Source organism: Streptomyces spinoverrucosus (genome assembly GCF_006539505.1).
GTDB lineage: Bacteria > Actinomycetota > Actinomycetes > Streptomycetales > Streptomycetaceae > Streptomyces > Streptomyces spinoverrucosus.
On the sequence record NZ_BJND01000071.1, the window covers coordinates 17,352 to 31,893 of the forward strand.

General features: G+C 71.3%; 12 protein-coding genes and 1 riboswitch. Of the genes, 5 read left to right on the plus strand and 7 right to left on the minus strand.

What is annotated here, in order from left to right; genetic code table 11:
• Positions 1–49: 49 nt before the first annotated feature.
• Complete coding sequence (gene pcrA, locus SSP24_RS35255; protein WP_141314093.1) at positions 50–2,524, minus strand: DNA helicase PcrA; 2,475 nt, start codon at positions 2,522–2,524, stop codon at positions 50–52.
• A 318-nt stretch (positions 2,525–2,842) separates the two neighbouring features.
• A riboswitch (cyclic di-AMP (ydaO/yuaA leader) is annotated at positions 2,843–3,012 on the plus strand.
• 8 nt (positions 3,013–3,020) lie between these two features.
• Between pcrA and SSP24_RS35260 the strand changes: the two genes are divergently transcribed.
• Positions 3,021–4,202, plus strand: coding sequence for a C40 family peptidase (locus tag SSP24_RS35260; RefSeq protein WP_141314095.1), 1,182 nt, complete (start codon positions 3,021–3,023; stop codon positions 4,200–4,202).
• 77 nt (positions 4,203–4,279) lie between these two features.
• Here SSP24_RS35260 and SSP24_RS35265 read toward each other — a convergent pair whose 3' ends face one another.
• Positions 4,280–4,633 (minus strand): hypothetical protein, encoded by a 354-nt coding sequence (locus tag SSP24_RS35265; RefSeq protein ID WP_141314097.1) that lies wholly within the window; start codon positions 4,631–4,633, stop codon positions 4,280–4,282.
• A 455-nt stretch (positions 4,634–5,088) separates the two neighbouring features.
• Here SSP24_RS35265 and SSP24_RS35270 point away from each other — a divergent pair, with 455 nt between their 5' ends.
• Positions 5,089–6,156 carry a C40 family peptidase gene (locus tag SSP24_RS35270; RefSeq protein ID WP_141314099.1) on the plus strand — a complete coding sequence of 356 codons (1,068 nt, stop codon included), beginning with the start codon at positions 5,089–5,091 and terminating at the stop codon, positions 6,154–6,156.
• 10 nt (positions 6,157–6,166) lie between these two features.
• Here SSP24_RS35270 and SSP24_RS35275 read toward each other — a convergent pair whose 3' ends face one another.
• Positions 6,167–6,913, minus strand: a complete 747-nt coding sequence (locus SSP24_RS35275; protein ID WP_141314101.1) for a LuxR C-terminal-related transcriptional regulator — start codon at positions 6,911–6,913, stop codon at positions 6,167–6,169.
• Positions 6,910–8,244 carry an ATP-binding protein gene (locus SSP24_RS35280; protein ID WP_141314103.1) on the minus strand — a complete coding sequence of 445 codons (1,335 nt, stop codon included), beginning with the start codon at positions 8,242–8,244 and terminating at the stop codon, positions 6,910–6,912. The genes SSP24_RS35275 and SSP24_RS35280 overlap by 4 nt, the downstream gene beginning before the upstream one ends.
• A gap of 143 nt (positions 8,245–8,387) precedes the next feature.
• On the opposite strand from SSP24_RS35280, the gene SSP24_RS35285 reads away from it, so the two are divergent.
• Both SSP24_RS35285 and SSP24_RS35290 read left to right on the plus strand, forming a co-directional pair.
• The gene (locus SSP24_RS35285; RefSeq protein ID WP_229865002.1) at positions 8,388–9,926 is read left to right on the plus strand and encodes a PspC domain-containing protein; all 1,539 of its coding nucleotides are present in this window, start codon (positions 8,388–8,390) and stop codon (positions 9,924–9,926) included.
• Positions 9,913–10,134: a hypothetical protein gene (locus SSP24_RS35290; RefSeq protein ID WP_141314105.1), complete on the plus strand. Its 222-nt coding sequence runs from the start codon at positions 9,913–9,915 to the stop codon at positions 10,132–10,134. Before SSP24_RS35285 ends, SSP24_RS35290 begins: the two co-directional genes overlap by 14 nt.
• A 702-nt stretch (positions 10,135–10,836) precedes the next feature.
• Here SSP24_RS35290 and SSP24_RS35295 read toward each other — a convergent pair.
• From SSP24_RS35295 to SSP24_RS35305, 3 genes are all read right to left on the minus strand, one after another.
• Positions 10,837–11,364 carry a DoxX family protein gene (locus tag SSP24_RS35295; protein ID WP_141314107.1) on the minus strand — a complete coding sequence of 176 codons (528 nt, stop codon included), beginning with the start codon at positions 11,362–11,364 and terminating at the stop codon, positions 10,837–10,839.
• A gap of 217 nt (positions 11,365–11,581) precedes the next feature.
• Positions 11,582–12,877, minus strand: a complete 1,296-nt coding sequence (locus tag SSP24_RS35300) for a hypothetical protein (RefSeq protein ID WP_141314109.1) — start codon at positions 12,875–12,877, stop codon at positions 11,582–11,584.
• A gap of 216 nt (positions 12,878–13,093) precedes the next feature.
• Complete coding sequence (locus tag SSP24_RS35305) at positions 13,094–13,888, minus strand: class II aldolase/adducin family protein (protein ID WP_141314111.1); 795 nt, start codon at positions 13,886–13,888, stop codon at positions 13,094–13,096.
• Positions 13,889–14,051: 163 nt separating this feature from the next.
• Between SSP24_RS35305 and SSP24_RS35310 the strand changes: the two genes are divergently transcribed.
• Positions 14,052–14,525 (plus strand): pyridoxamine 5'-phosphate oxidase family protein, encoded by a 474-nt coding sequence (locus tag SSP24_RS35310; protein WP_141314113.1) that lies wholly within the window; start codon positions 14,052–14,054, stop codon positions 14,523–14,525.
• Positions 14,526–14,542: the final 17 nt, after the last annotated feature.

The window sequence follows — 14,542 nt, forward strand, 5'->3', positions numbered from 1 at the left end:
GGGTGAGCGGGGGCTCTGCGCGAGACCCCCGGCCCCCAGTGCCGTACCTCTAGAGCTTCTCCACCGGCGCGTACCGCAGCAGCAACCGCTTCGGTTTCGCGTCCCCGAAGTCGATCGTCGCCTCGGCGTTCGCACCCGTGCCCTTCACCGCGACGACGGTGCCGAGCCCGAACTGGTCGTGCGTCACCCGGTCCCCCACCGCCAACCCGACCACCGGCTGCTCGGCCGTCCGCCGCGTGGCGAACCCGGACGCGCCCGACGCCGAGGAGCGCGAGCGAGACGAGGACAAGGAGGCCGCCACGCCCGAGACCGGGCCGGCGGGGGCCGCGGAGGCGCCCGTGCGCTTCCAGTCCACGTGCGCCGCGGGGATCTCCTCCAGGAAGCGGGACGGCGGGTTGTACTGCGGCTGGCCCCAGGCGCTGCGCATCGCCGACCGCGTGAGGTACAGCCGCTCCCGCGCGCGTGTGATGCCGACGTACGCCAGGCGCCGCTCCTCCTCCAGCTCCTTGGTCTGGCCGAGCGCGCGCATGTGCGGGAAGACGCCGTCCTCCATGCCGGTGAGGAAGACGACCGGGAACTCCAGGCCCTTGGCGGTGTGCAGGGTCATCAGCGTGATGACGCCTTCGCCCTCCTCCTCGTCCGGGATCTGGTCGGAGTCGGCGACCAGCGCGACCTGCTCCAGGAAGTCGGCCAGCGTGCCCGCCTCGCCTTCGCCGCGCTCCTGCTCGAACTCCAGGGCGACGGCGGCGAGTTCCTGGAGGTTCTCGATCCGGGTCTCGTCCTGAGGGTCGGTGGAGGCCTGCAACTCGGCGAGGTAGCCGGTCCGTTCGAGCACGGCCTCCAGGATCGTCGCCGGCCCGGCGCCGGACTCGACGATCGTACGGAGGTCCTCCATCAGCGTGTTGAACCGCTTCACCGCGTTCGTCGACCGCGCGGCCATGCCGTAGGCCTCGTCGACCCGCTTGAGCGCCTGCGGGAAGCTGACCTTCTCGCGCTGGGCGAGGGCGTCGATCATCGCCTCGGCGCGGTCGCCGATGCCTCGCTTGGGCACGTTGAGGATCCGGCGCAGCGGGACCGAGTCCTCCGGGTTGGCCAGCACCCGCAGGTAGGCAAGGACGTCCCGGACCTCCTTGCGCTCGTAGAAGCGGACGCCGCCGACGACCTTGTAGGGCAGGCCGACGCGGATGAAGATCTCTTCGAAGACACGGGACTGGGCGTTCGTCCGGTAGAAGACGGCGACGTCCCCGGCTTTCGCCTCGCCCGCGTCCGTGAGGCGGTCTATCTCGTCGGCGACGAACTGCGCCTCGTCGTGCTCGGTGTCGGCGACATAGCCGGTGATGCGCGCGCCCGCGCCCGCGTTGGTCCACAGGTTCTTGGGGCGGCGGGACTCGTTGCGCTCGATGACCGCGTTGGCGGCGGAGAGGATCGTCTGCGTGGAGCGGTAGTTCTGCTCCAGCAGGATCGTCGTCGCGTCGGGGTAGTCCTCCTCGAACTGGAGGATGTTGCGGATGGTCGCGCCGCGGAAGGCGTAGATCGACTGGTCGGCGTCACCCACCACGCACAGCTCGGCGGGCGCCAGGTCGTCCTCGCTGGGCGGTACGTCATCATCGTGCTCGCCCGTGCCGACGAGCTCGCGGACGAGGGCGTACTGGGCGTGGTTGGTGTCCTGGTACTCGTCGACCAGGACGTGCCGGAAGCGGCGGCGGTAGTGCTCGGCGACGTCCGGGAAGGCTCGGAGCAGGTTGACCGTCGTCATGATCAGGTCGTCGAAGTCGAGGGCGTTCGCCTCGCGCAAGCGTGACTGGTACAGCGCGTACGCCTGGGCGAGGGTCTTTTCGAAGCCGTCGGCGGCCTGGGCGGCGAAGTCCTCCTCGTCGATCAGCTCGTTCTTGAGGTTGCTGATCTTGGCGCTGAAGGACTTGGGCGGGTAGCGCTTGGGGTCGAGGTCCAGGTCGCGGCAGACCAGGGCCATCAGGCGCTTGCTGTCGGCGGCGTCGTAGATCGAGAAGGACGAGGTGAAGCCGAGCTTCTTGGACTCCCGGCGCAGGATGCGCACGCACGCGCTGTGGAAGGTCATCACCCACATCGCGTTGGCGCGGGGGCCGACGAGCTGCTCGACGCGCTCCTTCATCTCGCCCGCCGCCTTGTTGGTGAAGGTGATCGCGAGGATCTGGCCCGGGTGCACCCCGCGCTCGGCGAGGAGGTAGGCGATGCGGTGGGTGAGGACGCGCGTCTTGCCGGAGCCGGCACCGGCCACGATGAGCAGGGGCGAGCCGGAGTGGACGACGGCGGCGCGCTGGTTGTCGTTCAGCCCCTGCAGGAGCGCGGCGGAGTCCACGGCGGGGCGCGGGGCGCCGTCGCGGTAGTAGGCGTCCCGGTCCGGGGGCACGTCGAACTTCCCGCCGAACAGATCGTCCGGAATCGACTCCGGAGCGTGATCGTCCTCGGGCGGCGGCGGAGGCTCCTCGTGGGCCCGTGGGGCCTGGAGGTCCGCCAGGAAGCTGTCGTCAAAGAGGCTGCTCATCGCTCTCCGAGTCTAGGGCGCCCCACTGACAACCCGCGGCCGCCCCGGAAATCCCGGCCGGGAAAGCGGGCGATCTTGTGGAGGGAGGCGGGAGTCACAGGTGTAACGATCTACGGGATCCCCCTCGCCGCATCACTCGGACCCCCGCACCGGCCAGGCGCTCACCGTCCGAACACGATCTCACGCGGGCCGTAACGGCTGACTAAAGGTCACGAAAATGTATCGGGCATATCACCCATCAACCTTCACACGGGCCACACGAGTTGGCTACCGTGCCGGTCAGGCCGCACGACCCCCACCGGCGAACGTCGCCGGGCCGCGCGGCCTCCGCCGAGTCCGGTGCGCCACGAGGCAGCCGGAGCCGGGGACCCACCGAACTTGGGGTGAATCGGTCAAACTCCCTTACCGGGAGCGGACCGTAGGGCAACCCTTCCGAACCACCCGCCCGAACCCGACAGCTAACCCGGTAGGCGGCACATGGAAGGAGTCGCCTCCTTTGGCGTCGCACCGCAAGTCGCGCCCCACGGGCGCGCGCGTCGCAGGCATACGGACCCCCGCCCTCGCCACCGCTGCCCTGACCTCCGTGGCCCTGCTCTCCCAGACCGCCAACGCGGCACCCTCGGCCGACGACAAGCCGAGTCTCGAAGAGGTCGAGAAGAAGGTCGACGACCTCTACCGCCAGGCGGAGTCGGCGACCGAGAAGTACAACGCGGCCAAGGAGAAGACCGCGAAGCAGCGCAAGCGCGTCGACACCCTCCTGGACGACGTCGCCCAGCGCACGCAGAAACTCAACGAGGCGCGCGAGGAGCTGGGAACGTACGCCGCCGCCCAGTACCGCACCGGCGCGTCCGTCCCCGACACCGCCACCTTCCTGCTCGCCGACTCCCCGCAGGACTACTTCGACCAGACCCAGCTGATGGGTCGGCTGACCAACCGTCAGAAGGACGCGGTCGACGAGTACTTCACCGAGCAGTCGGCGACGATGCAGAAGCGCCAGGAGGCCACCGAGAGCCTGGCGACGCTCACCGAGTCGCAGAGCGACCTGCAGACGGCCAAGACCACCGTCCAGAAGAAGCTCGCCGACGCGCGGGAACTGCTGTCGAAGCTGACCGCCGAGGAGAAGGCCCGCCTCGCGGCGATCGAGAAGCAGAAGCAGGAGGAGGCCGAGCGCAAGGCCGCCGAGCTCGCCCGCCAACAGGCGGAGGAGCAGCGACGCCAGGAGGCGGCGCAGCAGGAGCAGGAGTCGGCCGGCGGCGGTTCCTCAGCCGGCACGGGCACCGAGTCCGGCTCCGGCACCTCCGTGTCGGACTCCGCGTACGCCACCAAGGCCGAGAAGGCGCTCGCCTTCGCCCGCGCGCAGATCGGCAAGCCGTACGTCTGGGGCGCCACCGGCCCCGACTCCTACGACTGCTCCGGCCTCACCCAGGGCGCGTGGAAGGCGGCCGGCGTCAGCCTGCCCCGCACCACCTACGACCAGGTCAACGCGGGCACGACGGTCTCCATCGCCGCCGCCCAGCCGGGTGACCTGATCTTCTTCTACGACGACGTCACCCACGTCGGCCTCTACATCGGCAACGGCATGATGATCCACGCCCCGAAGCCGGGCGCGTACGTCCGCGAGGAGTCGGTCTACTACGACGGCGAGTCCTCCATCCACAGCGTCGTCCGCCCGGCCTGACAACCGGCGCCGAAAGGCGACTGCAGGGCACGCGCGCGTGCGGCGGTTTCCGCGGTATGCGCGCGTGCGGCAGGACGTCAGGTCCAGAGCACGGCGATGAAGATGTTCGCCGTGGTCAGCAGGCCCACCAGCCCGAACATGCCCTTGTCCACCTTCTCCTCGTCCCGCTTCACATAGACGAGGCCGAGGATCACGATCAGCAGGGCCAGCTTCACGCCGATCTTGATGTTGTTGACGGGCTGGTCGTCGGCCTGGTTGAGGCCGACCAGGATCACGCCGGTGACCAGCATGGTCAGCGCGCCGTGCAGCATCGCCGGGACGAATCGTGCGGTGCCCTGGCCCATCGCCTTCATCTGGGTGAGGAAACCACCGAGCAGGGAGGCGATACCGACGATGTGCAGGCCGACGAAGAGGTGGATGAGTACGTCCATGGGGCCGGAGCCTAATCAGGGGGTTCCGGACCACCGACACCGGGCCGCCAGCGGAACACACGGTGACTGCATATATGCGCGCCATAGCACCCCGGCCCTCGCACCCGCCCCCGGAATCGCCGCATCGGTCATCGCGCTGCGTGAAGACGACGACCCAGAATCGGGATCACGATCACATACGGTCACCCACCGATCCCCTGTCGTCACTTCCGCACAAGGCGTCACCCCGCCGAAACGCCCGGGTCTAGCGTCCTGCACCAGGTGACCGGCTCCCCACCGCCGCCCACGGCCAGGGGCGGCAGCCGGGCACCACCGCCGAGAAGGTCCGGCGGCGCCCCGTATCCCCTGTGCGGGGCGCCGCCGGACGCGTAAGCCGCCCCGGCGGTCGTACGTCCACCCGGTGGCCGTACGGACACGGCGGTCGCCCGAGTCGCAGGAAAGGACGTGCAGTCCACGTGGCAGCGCACCGCAAGGCCCGACAACGCTCGGCCCACGGCACCAAGGCCCGTACGGCGGCGACGATAGCCCTCGCGGGCGCGGCGACCGCCACGGGCCTCGACGGGACGGGCCACGCCGAGCCTCAGCTGACGCCGGGGCAGGTCAAGGCCAAGGTGGACAAGCTGTACCAGGAGGCGGAGGTCGCCACCGAGAAGTACAACGGCGCGAAGGAGCAGGCCGGCGCGGCGCGGAAACGGCTGAGCGCCCTGCAGGGCGAGGCGGCCCGCAAGGAGGACCGGCTCAACTCCGCCCGGGACGCGCTCGGTTCCTACGCCGCCGCCCAGTACCGGGACGGCGGCGTCGACCCCGCCCTGCGACTGGCCCTCTCCGACGACCCCGACCAGTACCTCGACGGCGCCGCCTTCGCCGAACGCGCGGGGGACCGGCAGGCGGCCGCCGTCGCACGCGTACGCCGGCAGCTGCGGGAGATCGAGCAGCTGCGCGGCGCCGCACGCATCGAACTGGCCTCGCTCCAGTCACGGCAGGCCGAACTGAACCGGCACAAGAAAACCGTCACCGGCAAGCTGGACGAGGCACGGCGGCTGCTGTCCCAGCTGACGGCCGAGGAACGGGCACGGCTCGCGCAGGGCGACGGCACCGACCGCGCCTCACGCGCCTCGACAGGCGGCCGCGACAGCCTCCAGGCGCCCGGGGCCGCCACGGCGACGGCGCCCAACTCCCGCGCCGCGGCCGCCGTCTCGTACGCCTACCAGAAGCTCGGCAGCCCCTACGTCTGGGGCGCCACCGGTCCCAACGCCTTCGACTGCTCGGGCCTGATCCAGGCGGCGTACCGCTCCGCCGGGGTCTCCCTGCCCCGCACCACCTACGCCCAGATCGACGCGGGCCGCCGCGTCTCACGCGCCGAACTGCTCCCCGGCGACCTGGTGTTCTTCTACTCCGGCATCAGCCACGTCGGCCTCTACGTCGGCAACGGCCAGATGATCCACGCGCCCAACCCCTCGGCTCCGGTCCGTCTGGCCCCGCTGGACGAGATGCCGTTCGCCGGGGCGACCCGGGTGGTCTGACGCGCGGCTGTCACACCAGCCGTCGGGCCGTCGCCCACCGGGTCAGCTCGTGCCGGTTGGAGAGCTGGAGCTTCCTGAGGACCGCCGAGACGTGGGACTCGACGGTCTTCACGGAGATGTACAGCTGCTTGGCGATCTCCTTGTACGCGTAGCCACGGGCGATGAGCCTCAGGACCTCCCGCTCACGCTGGGTGAGACGGTCCAGGTCCTCGTCGACCGGTGGGGCGTCGGTGGAGGCGAAGGCGTCGAGGACGAAGCCGGCCAGACGCGGTGAGAAGACCGCGTCGCCCTCCTGGACCCGGAAGATCGAGTCGACCAGGTCCGTGCCGGTGATCGTCTTCGTGACGTATCCCCGCGCGCCGCCGCGGATCACTCCGATCACATCCTCCGCCGCGTCCGAGACGGACAGGGCGAGGAAACGGACCGGCTGCTCGGCGTCGGCCATCAAGGCGGCGCAGCGGCGCAGCACTTCGACCCCGCCGCCACCCGGGAGGTGCACGTCGAGGAGGACCACCTCGGGACGGGTCGCGGTGATGACCGTGACCGCCTGGTCGACGTCCGCGGCCTCGCCGACGACCTCGACGCCCGTCTGCTCGGTCAGGCCGATCTCGGCCTGCACGCCCGTACGGAACATCCGGTGGTCGTCGACGAGGACCACGCGCACGTGCCGCTGTCCCGCGCCGCCGCCCGGCGTCTGTGCGGGCGCGGCCGCCTCCTCCGCTCCCGCCGTACCGTTCGCCTCGGTCGGGTCGCTCATGACGTCTTCTCCGCCCTCTCCATCTCCAGCTCGACCTCCGTGCCGCCGCCCGGCACCGCCCGCAGCCGGGCCGTACCGCCGTTGCGCTCCATGCGGCCGATGATCGATTCTCTGACGCCCATGCGGTCGGCGGGTATCGAATCGAGGTCGAAGCCGGGACCGCGGTCCCGGACGGACACGAAGACCGTCTTTCCCTCGACTTCGGCGTAGACCTGCACGGCGCCGCCCTCGCCACCGTACTTGGCGGCGTTCACCATCGCCTCGCGCGCGGCTTGCATCTGTGCGCCGATCTTCTCGTCGAGCGGGCAGTCGCCGACCACGACGACCTCTATGGGGACGCCGTGCTTGTCCTCCACCTCCGCGGCGTTGCGCCGTACCGCGTCGGCGAGGGTGGTCGGCTCGTCGGCCTCGTCCTTGCCGGTGCCCTCCGGTTTGTAGAGCCAGGTGCGCAGGTCGCGCTCCTGGGCGCGGGCGAGGCGGCGCACCTCGTTGGGGTTGTCCGCGTTGCGCTGTATCAGCGTCAGGGTGTGCAGCACCGAGTCGTGGACGTGGGCCGCGACCTCCGCGCGCTCCTGGGCACGGATGCGCATCAGGCGCTCCTCGGACAGGTCCTGGGTCATACGGACGAGGTACGGACCGGCGAGGAGCGTTATACCGACAAGCACCGCGAGGGCCGCCTGCAGGACAGAGCCGAGGTGGGCGGCGGAGCCCTGGAGCACGAAGACGCCGGTAACGCCGGTCGTGACCAGCAGGACGCCGGCCACCGCGCGCAGCAAGGTGAGGGTGCGCTTGCGGCGGCCCACCTCGACCCAGCGGGCCCGGCGGGCGTTGTCCGCCTGGCGCCACACCAGGGCGACACCGGCGCCGACCAGCACGGTCGGCAGGAGGTAGGCCTGGGCGCCGCGGCCCAGGTTCACATTGCCCACGAAGACCATGGCCACGACGACCATGAGGAGCAGGGCGACGATCTGGCCCTTGTCCGGTTTACGGGCCACGAGTCTCTTGCGGCCGTCGGCAGAGGTCTCGGTGGTGACCAGGGACGGCGGCTTCTGTGCCTCGACGCCGCCGACGCCGAGCGGCACGAAGAACCAGAAGGCGGCGTAGAGCAGCGCGCCGAGGCCGTCGGCCATGAACAGGCCCACGAACACCAGGCGCACCCAGATAACAGGCAGGCCGAGATGCCCGGCGAGCCCCCGCGCCACGCCACCGAGCCAGCGTCCGTCACTGCTGCGGTAGAGCTTGCGCGGCGGCCGCGGTTCGTCGAGTGGCGCTGCTGCGGTTGCGGCTTCCGGCATGCCACTGATGGTCACACGGCCGGCGGGCCGGAGCATCAGGGTCGACCCCCGAGACTCCCCTGATCTTCGACGGGCCGGTCCGTCGAACGCTTCCCCCGCCTCGGCTCAGGGGCGATATCAGGGTCCGGCCAGGGTCATTCCGACTCCCGCGGCGGCGGCTCGCCCGTCACCATGGACCCATGACTGATCACCAGCACGCCGCGGATGCCGTGCCCGACGCGGGCACCGCGTCCGACGCTGCGGCCGCGACCGCCGCAGGTGAGGAACCGCGCGCGCACGCGGGCGCGCACGGAAAGAGCAGCAGGAGCGCCGGGAGCGGAGCAGGTGTGCCCGGCGACCCTGGCGTGCCCGGTGATCCCGGCATGCCCGGCGGACCTGGAGCTGGAGTCCCCGGCGAGCCAGGAGCACCCGGCGAGCCCGGGGCACCCGATGGGCCCAGGCCGCTGGAGCCGCCGCACAAGTTCCGGCGGGATCGGGGGCACAAGATGTTCGCGGGGGTGTGTGCCGGCCTTGGGCGGCAGTGCGACATGGATCCGGTGATCTTCCGGATCACCCTCGCCGTGCTCTCCGCGACCGGCGGTATCGGTCTGATCTTCTACGGCTTCGCCTGGCTCTTCGTCCCGTACGACGACGAGGACGAGAACGAGGTCCGCAAGCTCCTGACCGGCCGTGTCGACGGACAGGCCCTCACCGCCGTGCTGTTCGCGCTGGTCGGCTGCGGTGTCTTCCTGACGCTGCTGAACAACGGCAGTGTGCTGACCTTCGCCGTCATCCTCTCCCTCCTCCTCGCGGGCGCCGGTTACTGGTCACAGCGCCGGGGTTCTCCCGACCCCGACCCTCTGGCGGCGCAGGCCGTCGCCGACGCCCCGCCGGAGGCCCAGGCGCCGCCGGTCCCCGCCGCCTATCCCTCCTGGTGGCGGGACCCGATCGTCAAGGACGGCACGCACGTCGGCGGCACCGGTTATCTGTGGGGCCCCCGCGAATCACGCGACAGGGACATCGCGGCCGCCGTGAACATCAGTCTCGGCACGGACACCGGCCCCCAGGCCGCCCTCGCCCAGCGCACCGCACCGCCGAAGCCGCGCGGCCCGCGCTGGATAGGCGGCTGGGTCTTCCTGCTCGCGCTCCTGGCGGGCGCCATCGGCACACGCGCGACGTGGCAGGAGCAACCGCTGGGCACCAGCCTGCAGACCGGCCTCGCCTGCGCGCTCGCCGTCATCGGCCTGGGCATCGCCGTGAGCGCGTTCCTGGGGCGTACGGGAGCGGGGTCGATCTTCCTGGCTGTCATCACGGCGGGGCTGCTCGCCGGGGCGGCGGCGCTGCCCAAGAACATCGGCACGGAGTGGATACGCACGACGTGGCGGCCGGCCGCGGTGGCCGACGTGGAGCGGAAGTACGACCTCGGCACCGGCGTCGGCACCCTGGACCTGACCCGGCTGAACCCGGCCAAGGGCCAGACGGTGTCCACGGACGCCGAGGTGGGCGTGGGCCAGCTGCGGGTGATCGTGCCGCCGGACGTGACCGTGAAGGCGAACATCGATGTGGGGGTGGGTGACATCCAGCTGCCGGGCGAACAGAAGCAGGACGTGGATGTGGAGCCGGGCAAGTACCGGGAGGTGACGCTGACTCCGGCGTCGGGTGTGAAGAGCGCCGGCACGGTCGATCTCGACCTCAAGGTGGGCGTCGGTCAGGTGGAGGTGAGCCGTGCTGCGTCATGAGTTCCAGCCGGGACGGCTGGTTGCCGGGGCCGTCATCACCGTGGTTGGCGTCACGTACGCCGGCGACGCGGGTGACGCCTGGGAGACACCGTGGTTCGCGGCGTTCCCCATGATGGTGGCCGGACTGTGTCTGGCCGCCGTTGCGGGAATGCTGAGCCGAGGCATACGCCGCCGTGGGGCACGCCGGGAGGGCCAGGGCGAGGGCTAGGGTCGCCCGGGTCGGCGTGGGGGCGGACGCGAAGGCGAGGGCCGGGGGCAGGACGTGTAAGGGCCGCCGTGGGGGGCGGCCGGGAGGGCAAGGCGGGGGCAGGGCCTGTCCGGGCCGCCGTCGGGCGCGGACGCGAGGGGCAGGGCCTGTCCTGGCCGCCGTCGAGCGCGGACGCAAAGGCCAGGGCCAAGGCCAGGACCTGCCCAGGCCACCATTGGGGGGCGCGAAAGGCGGGGACAGGGCCATTACCTGCTCGGGCCGCCGTACGGCGCGGACGCAAAGGCCAGAGCCAGGGGCAGTGCCTGTCCGGGCCGCCGTGGGGCGCGGCGCGAAGGCGACGGCGAAGGGCAGGACCTGTCCGGCGGATCATGCCGCAGGCGCGGGGGCCTCGCACGCACCTCCGCCGCGTTGCCGTCGGTCACCGACCCCGCACCTGACCTGTCGTCCGATGGACGCCGAGGCCGGGGCAGCAAGGCTCGATCGCCGAAGCGTCCAGCCGCCTCAGTGAGCACCCGCCCAGCCGCCAACGAGCCAGCCGCTGCGGTAGGCAAGCACCAGCCCCCAACCCCCAGCCACGCCAGCAGGGATCGGCACCCAGCCCCCAACCACCCCAACAGGCAACCGCACCCAGCGCCAACCGCCCAACCACCCCAACAGGCAACCGCACCCAACCGCCAGCCGCCCAGCCGCCCTCACCCCGCGCTAGCGATACGCCCGCCGTCGCCGTCGGGAGCGGAGGGTCGCGTCCAGGGAGAGGAGTGGGGCGCCGGCGAGGACGAGGGGGAGCCAGGCCATCAGGTAGGCGAGGTCGTTGCCGTAGTAGTACGGGTCGGAGGCCCAGCTGACGGTGAGCCAGAGGCTGAGGGAGATCAGCGCGCCGCCGAGGGCGGCGAGGCGGGAGAGGAGGCCGAGGAGGGTGCCGATGCCGACGGCGAGTTCGCCGCCGGCGATGGCGTAGCCGAAGGCGACGGGGTTCTCCAGGGCCAGGTCGACCAGGGCCGGGATGGCCGAGGAGTCCCGGACGGCGCGCATCGTGTCGCCGATGGAGCCGGCACCGGCTTCCTGCATGAACGCGCTGTCGGTGAGTTTGTCGAGCCCGGCGTAGATGAACGTGACGCCGAGGAAGACCCGGAGTGGAAGGAGGGCGTAACGGGTGGCGGTGTCCCGCCAGTCGGCGCGGCCGCCGTTGTAGTGGGCGCTGTGCATCTCTGTACGTACACCGTGAGTCATCGCTGCATAGCCGCCTCTCGCACGCCGTGCCGTAGCTAGCCCCTCAGAAGACCATACGTACGAAAGGGAGGACCCGCTCATTCACGTTCCGGACGGATTTGGAAAAGGTCGACGGTCCGCACGCGTCCGGTCCCTAACGGCAGGTCAGGCCGAAGGAGGCCAACCAGGCCAAGTAGGCCAACCACGCGAACGACACCCAATCAGCCCCACCCCAGCCTCACTCCGTCACCTCGATCGCATACGCGTTCGTCTCCACCCCCGCCGCCGTGACCACCCGCACCTCTACCCGCCCGGGCTCCACCTCCGCCGGTACCGGCACGGTCAGCAGGGTGTCCGTCGGGTTGCTGAAGCCGCCGGTGACCGGCACCAGGGGGACGTGGACGTGGACCGGGCCGATGCGGACGACCATGCGGGAGAGGCGGTCGGCGGTGCCGGCGCCCGGCGGGACGAAGCCCGCGCCGCGGATTTCGATGTCCTCGCCGGTGCGGATGGGCGCGTCCAGGTCACCGGCCTCGCGGGAGCGGACGACGGAGAGGACGACGGGGCGGCCGCCCTCCGCGTACTTGCCGGCGAGGTAGGTGGCCGCCGACACCAGGACCACCACCGCCAGCCCCCACGGCAGGTCGGGCAGCTGGTCGGGCCGCCGCGCCAGCCGCACGGACGCGAACACCAGGGCGACGGCGCTGATCACGACGTACTGGAGGTCGGCGAAGGTGCCCCGCCCCGAATCGTCCGTCAGCAGATCGGCCGCCCTCGGCCGGTCCGCGCGGACCTTCTGCAGCCGTTGCCCGAGGACGCGCAGGCCGACCACCCGCCGTACCAGCACGGCGATCCCGCAGGCCACGGCGAGGACGGTGACCACCCCGGCGCCACGGGCGAGTTCGAGACCGGCGATCAGCTCGTCGCGCCCGCCGGGTGCGGAGGCGGCCGCCAGCTGCCCCGCCAGCACCAGGACCGCATACGCCACGAACAGCACCCACATCGCCGCGACGGCACGGGACGTCGACAGGCGGTTGTCCTCGCCGATGACCGGGGCCAGTACGCCACCCCGCGCCCGGTGGAAGAAGGAGGCCGCCGTCAGGGCCGCGGCGACCAGCAGCGCCGCGAGCAGTCCGGCGGTACGGGCCGTCGTCCAGCCGGTGCCGATCGCCGTCAGCGACTGCACCAGCAGCAACAGCAGGACCAGCCCCCACACCGCGCACGCCGTGCGGCGCCACAGGCGGGACAGCCAGGCCTCGCCCTCGGCGCGGGCGCGTTCGGCGACCGCCGCCGCGGACTGGGTCAGTTCGTCGGAGACCCACTGGCGGGAGGCCGACGCCGAGTGGGCGACGGCCGCCGGCAGACCCTGCCCGGCCGCGAACTCGTCACGCTTCAGCAGGAATTCGGCCACCGCCCGCCGGTGCCCCGCACGCGCCCCGTGCGGACAGTTCCCGCAGGTGCAGCCACCGTCATGAGCGCTCCCGAACGCGCCCGCGCGCGCCTCCGCGCCCTGCCTCGCCTCCTGCACCGCCACGCCCGACGCCCGCCTTCCGCGCATCCCATGCCCCACTCGGCAGCCCGACTCGTCCGGGAGCCGCCGCGACGTTGTACAACTCCCCCGCGACGTCAGCGAATTGTGCCCTACGCCACCCGGTGCGCGTCCGGCAGGTCCGGGCAGCTCTGTCTGCGTGGGTGAACGGACGGTCGCCGTGTTGACCCGGCTGCGACTGGCAGACATACCGGCAACCCGCTAGCACAACAGGTCGGGTTCTCGACGCGTGATGTCCTGCCACAGCGGCTGGTAGTTGATCCACGCGACCAGATCCCCGCCCAGCTGCTCCCGCGTCGCGATCGCCTGCTTGTGGTCGATCAGGATCGGGCGGCCCGCCGCCTTCGCGGTCAGCTGCACCTGGCAGGAGCGCTCCATGGACAGAAACCACCAGGCCGCCGCGTCCACCGAGTCGCCGACGGTCAGCAGGCCGTGGTTGCGCAGCACAAGAGCCTTGCGGGAGCCGAGCGCGGCCGCGATACGGCGGCCCTCCTCGGCGTCGACGGCGACGCCGGAGTACGCGTCGTACAGCGCGTGGTCCTCGTAGAAGGCGCAGCTCTCCTGAGTGATCGGGTCGAGCAGGTCGCCGAGCGCGGACAGGGCGCGGCCGTGCACGGAGTGGCAGTGGGCGACGGCGACGACGTCGGGGCGGGCGGCGTGCACCTGGGCGTGCACGGTGAAGGCGGCCTGGTTGACGTGGTAGCGGCCCTCGACGACCTGCCCGTCCTGATTGACCAGCACCAGGTCGCTCACCGTGACGTGCTGGAACGGCATCCCGAACGGATTGACCCAGAAGCAGTTCGTGTACTCGGGGTCGCGGGCGGTGATGTGCCCGGAGACGCCGTCCTCGAAGCCGTACCGCCCGAAGATCCGCAGCGCCGCCGCGAGCCGTTCCTTGCGGTGCCGGCGATCGTCGTCGACCGATTCGTACATCGGCGGCATCGCGAACTGCAGCCGGTCGGTGGGCAGGGGCTGGGGCGGGGTGGGCGCGGGCATGGGTCCTCCGGCGCTGGGTTCCGGTACGGAGCGGAAGTTACCCCCGGTCAGCGCAGGAGAACAGGGCTACGCAGGAGAACAGGCCTCCGGTCACATACGCGACACACACCGGTACGGCGCATACCCGACAGAAGATGTCCGGTTTCGCCGCCACACTCGTCGTATGGCAGCAAACTGGGCAGCTTTCACCGCCGCCGAACCCGATCTGGCGAAGACCGTCGAGGAACGCTTCGGCGCCCACGCTCACCACGTCCTCGCGACGCTGCGCAAGGACGGCTCGCCGCGCACCACGGGGATCGAGGTGCGGTTTCTCAACGGCGAGCTGTGGCTCGGCATGATGCCGGACTCGCGCAAGGCGCTGGACCTGCGCCGCGACCCGCGCTTCGCGCTCCAGGCGAACCCCGGGGAGGGGACGTCGATGGGCGGCGGTGACGTACGGATCGCCGGGCGGGCGATCGAGGTCGAGGACGCGCGGACCAAGGCCGCGTACGGCGAAGAGGTGGAACCGCCGGAGCCGTTCCACCTCTTCCGCACCGAGCTGACGGAGGTCGTCAGGACCTACGTCGAGAACGACACGTATCTGGTCGTCCAACTCTGGAAGCCCGGCGAGTCCCTGCGCACGATCAAGCGCACCTGATCAAAAACGCGCGGGGT

Excerpts from the sequence above, each read along its gene's own strand:
- SSP24_RS35285 (WP_229865002.1), top strand. The coding sequence starts at position 8,388 with ATGACTGATCACCAGCACGCCGCGGATGCCGTGCCCGACGCGGGCACC.
- SSP24_RS35305 (WP_141314111.1), bottom strand. The coding sequence starts at position 13,888 with ATGCCCGCGCCCACCCCGCCCCAGCCCCTGCCCACCGACCGGCTGCAG.
- pcrA (WP_141314093.1), bottom strand. The coding sequence starts at position 2,524 with ATGAGCAGCCTCTTTGACGACAGCTTCCTGGCGGACCTCCAGGCCCCA.
- SSP24_RS35295 (WP_141314107.1), bottom strand. The coding sequence starts at position 11,364 with ATGACTCACGGTGTACGTACAGAGATGCACAGCGCCCACTACAACGGC.
- SSP24_RS35310 (WP_141314113.1), top strand. The coding sequence starts at position 14,052 with ATGGCAGCAAACTGGGCAGCTTTCACCGCCGCCGAACCCGATCTGGCG.
- SSP24_RS35280 (WP_141314103.1), bottom strand. The coding sequence starts at position 8,244 with ATGCTCCGGCCCGCCGGCCGTGTGACCATCAGTGGCATGCCGGAAGCC.
- SSP24_RS35275 (WP_141314101.1), bottom strand. The coding sequence starts at position 6,913 with ATGAGCGACCCGACCGAGGCGAACGGTACGGCGGGAGCGGAGGAGGCG.
- SSP24_RS35265 (WP_141314097.1), bottom strand. The coding sequence starts at position 4,633 with ATGGACGTACTCATCCACCTCTTCGTCGGCCTGCACATCGTCGGTATC.